General features: G+C 72.7%; 4 protein-coding genes. 2 read left to right on the top strand and 2 right to left on the bottom strand.

What is annotated here, in order from left to right:
- Positions 1 to 12 precede the first annotated feature (12 nt).
- Entirely contained in the window at positions 13 to 591 is a 579-nt protein-coding gene (locus CWC38_RS11365) for a TetR/AcrR family transcriptional regulator (protein WP_206059907.1), read from the bottom strand.
- A gap of 127 nt (positions 592 to 718) precedes the next feature.
- On the opposite strand from CWC38_RS11365, the gene CWC38_RS11360 reads away from it, so the two are divergent.
- Entirely contained in the window at positions 719 to 1,417 is a 699-nt protein-coding gene (locus tag CWC38_RS11360) for a type 1 glutamine amidotransferase domain-containing protein (protein WP_121846829.1), read from the top strand.
- Positions 1,418 to 1,438: 21 nt separating this feature from the next.
- On the opposite strand, the gene idi is transcribed toward CWC38_RS11360, so the two are convergent.
- Positions 1,439 to 1,981 (bottom strand): isopentenyl-diphosphate Delta-isomerase, encoded by a 543-nt coding sequence (idi, locus tag CWC38_RS11355; RefSeq protein ID WP_121846828.1) that lies wholly within the window; start codon positions 1,979 to 1,981, stop codon positions 1,439 to 1,441.
- Between the two features lie 62 nt (positions 1,982 to 2,043).
- On the opposite strand from idi, the gene CWC38_RS11350 reads away from it, so the two are divergent.
- Complete coding sequence (locus CWC38_RS11350) at positions 2,044 to 3,036, top strand: pseudouridine synthase (protein ID WP_240625246.1); 993 nt, start codon at positions 2,044 to 2,046, stop codon at positions 3,034 to 3,036.
- Positions 3,037 to 3,187 lie beyond the last annotated feature (151 nt).

Below are 3,187 nucleotides of genomic sequence, written 5' to 3'. Positions count from 1 at the left end.
GGTGTGGGGAGGTCAGGGGTGGGCGGCCAGCACGGCGGAGAAGGCGCCGGCCACCCGCTCGTCCAGCTCGGACGGGGTGGCCGCGCGGAGCTGGCCGCTCAGGTGGAGGGACGCGAGCCCGTGCGTCATGGTCCAGCCCGCGGTGGCCAGGTGGTGGGCGTCCACGCCGGGGAAGTGCTGCGTGGCGGCGCGCTGCAGCAGGTCGAAGACCTCGGCGGACGCGGGGAGGCGGGCGTCGTCGGCCCCGCAGTACCGGGAGAACATGAGGGTGTAGAGGGCGGGATTCTCCGCGGCGAAGCGCACGGTGGCCACCGCCAGGCCCGTGAGGACGGAGGCGGCGGGCTCGGGGTGTGCCAGCACGCCCTCGAGCCGCCGCCGCAGCCGCACGAAACCGGTGGTGGCCATGGCGGCCTCCAGGTGGGACCTGTCGGGGAAGTGTCGATAGGGGGCGGTCTGGGACACGCCCACCTGGCGCGCCACGGCCCGCAGCGAGAAGGCGTCCCCGGCCTCCAGCAAGGCGATTCCGGCCTCCACCAGGGCTTCCCGCAGGTTGCCGTGGTGGTGGGACTGCTTGTGCGTGGTCGTTGACACCGGTGCTCCCCCGCCTAAAGTTGACGGTGAACACTTTAGGGTCGGCCGACGGTTCGCGCCACCGCACGCGGGCGTGGATGCGGACGGATCCGTCGAGCCGCGGCACCACCACCGAGAGGACACGCACATGACCGAGGTGCTTTTCGTCGTCACCGCCGCCACCGGCTGGACGCTCAAGGACGGCTCGGTGCACCCCACCGGCTACTGGGCCGAGGAACTGGCGGAACCGCACCGGCTGTTCACCGAGGCGGGGTGGAACATCACCGTGGCCACGCCCGGGGGAGTCGCTCCCACGCTAGACGAGCTGAGCCTGGGGGTCGCGGGCGGTCTGCCGAAGCGGCGCAAGGAGGTCCGTGCGTACCTCGACTCCATCCAGGGGCAGCTGGAGCACCCCGTTGCCCTGGGCCAGGTGGAGGAATCCGAGTACGACCTCGTGTTCTACCCCGGCGGCCACGGGCCCATGGAGGATCTCGCCTTCGACTCCGTCTCGGGGAAGCTGCTGCGGGACCGGCTGGCCTCCGGCAAGCCGCTCGCACTGCTGTGCCACGCACCCGTCGCCGTGCTGGCCGCGGCGGACGAAAACGGCGGCAACCCCTTCGCGGGACGGCGGATGACGGGGCTGTCCAACGCGGAGGAGCGGCTGAACCCCTTCGGGTGGAAGGCGAAGTGGTACCTGCAGGACGCGCTCACCGAGGCCGGGATCGACTACCGCAAGGGGCTGCTGCCGCTGCGCCCCTTCGTGGAGGTGGACGGCGCGCTCTACACGGGCCAGAACCCGCAGTCCGCGCACGCGCTCGCGGAGCGGATCCTCGCGGACCTCGCCTGACGCACGACGCCGCGGGCCCCCTCAGCCCAGCGCCTCCCGCAGCGCGGACTCCCGGAGCTGGTCCGCGAGCCACGGGCTGAACGCGTAGGGCGCGCTGGTCACGGCGGCCGTGAGGTCCCGCGGGGCCGTCCAGGCGTACTCCGCCACCTCCGTCTCCGCGGGGCGCGGCTCCGCGTCCGTGGCGGCCACGTACACCGGGCAGAACTCGTTCTCCACCACGCCGGTGGCGTCCGTGGCACGGTACTGGAACTCGGGCAGCACCAGGGTGAGGTCCCGGATCTCCAGCCCGAGCTCCTGGCGGGCGCGGCGTGCAATGGCGTCCTCGAAGGACTCGTCCGGCCCGGGGTGGCCGCAGAAGCTGTTGGACCACACGCCGGGCCACGTGCGCTTGCTCAGCGCGCGCCGGGTCACGAGCACCTGGCCCCGCGCGTCGAGCACATGGCAGGAGAACGCCAGATGCAGGGGGGTGTCCTCGGTGTGCACCTCGGACTTCAGGGCCGTTCCGGCCGGCCGGTGCTTGCCGTCCAGGAGAATCACGCGCTCCGGGGTGCTGTGCTGGTCCACCTGGCCGCCTCACGGTCGTGTGTTAGGTTCCCGCCCATGGTAGCGACAGGCGAGGACACCCCGTGAGGCGCCGCGTGAGCCCGCCGCTGCCCACGGTGCGCGGCGTGGGCCCCACCCGGGTGCGGATGCCGGGCCCTGGCGCCCCGGACCCCGTGCTGGAGGCGCGGCCCGGTCTTCCCGCCACCGCGGTGGAGTACGTGCAGCGCCGCTTCCCGGACGACGCCGCCTGGTTCCGCGAGCAGGTCGCGGCCGGTCAGGTGCTGGGGGACGGCGGCGTCGTCGTGACCCCGCAGACCCCGTACGAGGCGGGGGTCTCCGTGTGGTTCCACCGCCCGGTCCCGGACGAGGACGCCGCCCCCGTGACCCTGGACGTGCTCCACGAGGACGAGTGGATCCTGGCCGTGGACAAGCCGCACGGTCTGTGCAGCACCCCCAAGGGCGAGAACGTGCGGCGCTCGGTGGTGGTGGCGGCGCGGTGCCAGTTCGGCAACGACGAGATCTCCGCCCTGCACCGCCTGGACCGCTCCACCGGAGGGGTGCTGCTGCTGTGCAAGCACGCCGAGGACCGCGGGGCGTTCCACCGGATGTTCCAGGAGCGCACCGTGCGCAAGACGTACTGGGCGGTGGCCGGGGTGAACGGGCGCGTGGGGGAGGAGCCCGTGCGCGTGGAGTCCCGGATCCGCAAGATCCAGGGCGTGGTGCAGGCTTTCGAGGAGCCCGGTGAGGTCAACGCCGTCACGGACGTGCGGCGCGCGGAGACGTTCACGGATGCGCAGGGGCAGTGGGGACTGTACGAGATCGCGCCGCTGACCGGACGCACCCACCAGATCCGGGTGCACATGACCTCGCTGGGTCTGCCGCTGCGCGGGGACAAGCTCTACCCCGCACCGCGCGAGGACTTCGACGTGGAGGACCCGGAGAACCCCCTGCAGCTGATCGCGCGCTCCCTCGAGTTCATCCACCCCAGGACGGGACAGCCCGTGCGGATCGACTCCCGCCTGACGCCGAGCAGCCACACGGCGGCCACGAGCGGCGACAACGTAACGATTGCGTAACATGTGACGCGCCGCACCGCCCCATGCCCCGCCGGGGTACCGTGGCCGCGGGTCTTTCCTCCCCTTCTGGGCCCACGCCGCGCACGCCGACACCCGGTGTGCGCCGCACCGGTCGGTGCCTGCCGACGTGAGCTGTCCCCGCACCGTGCAC

This window comes from Kocuria tytonicola (assembly GCF_003687455.1).
GTDB lineage: Bacteria > Actinomycetota > Actinomycetes > Actinomycetales > Micrococcaceae > Kocuria > Kocuria tytonicola.
This window is presented reverse-complemented; position numbering and strand designations above follow the sequence as displayed.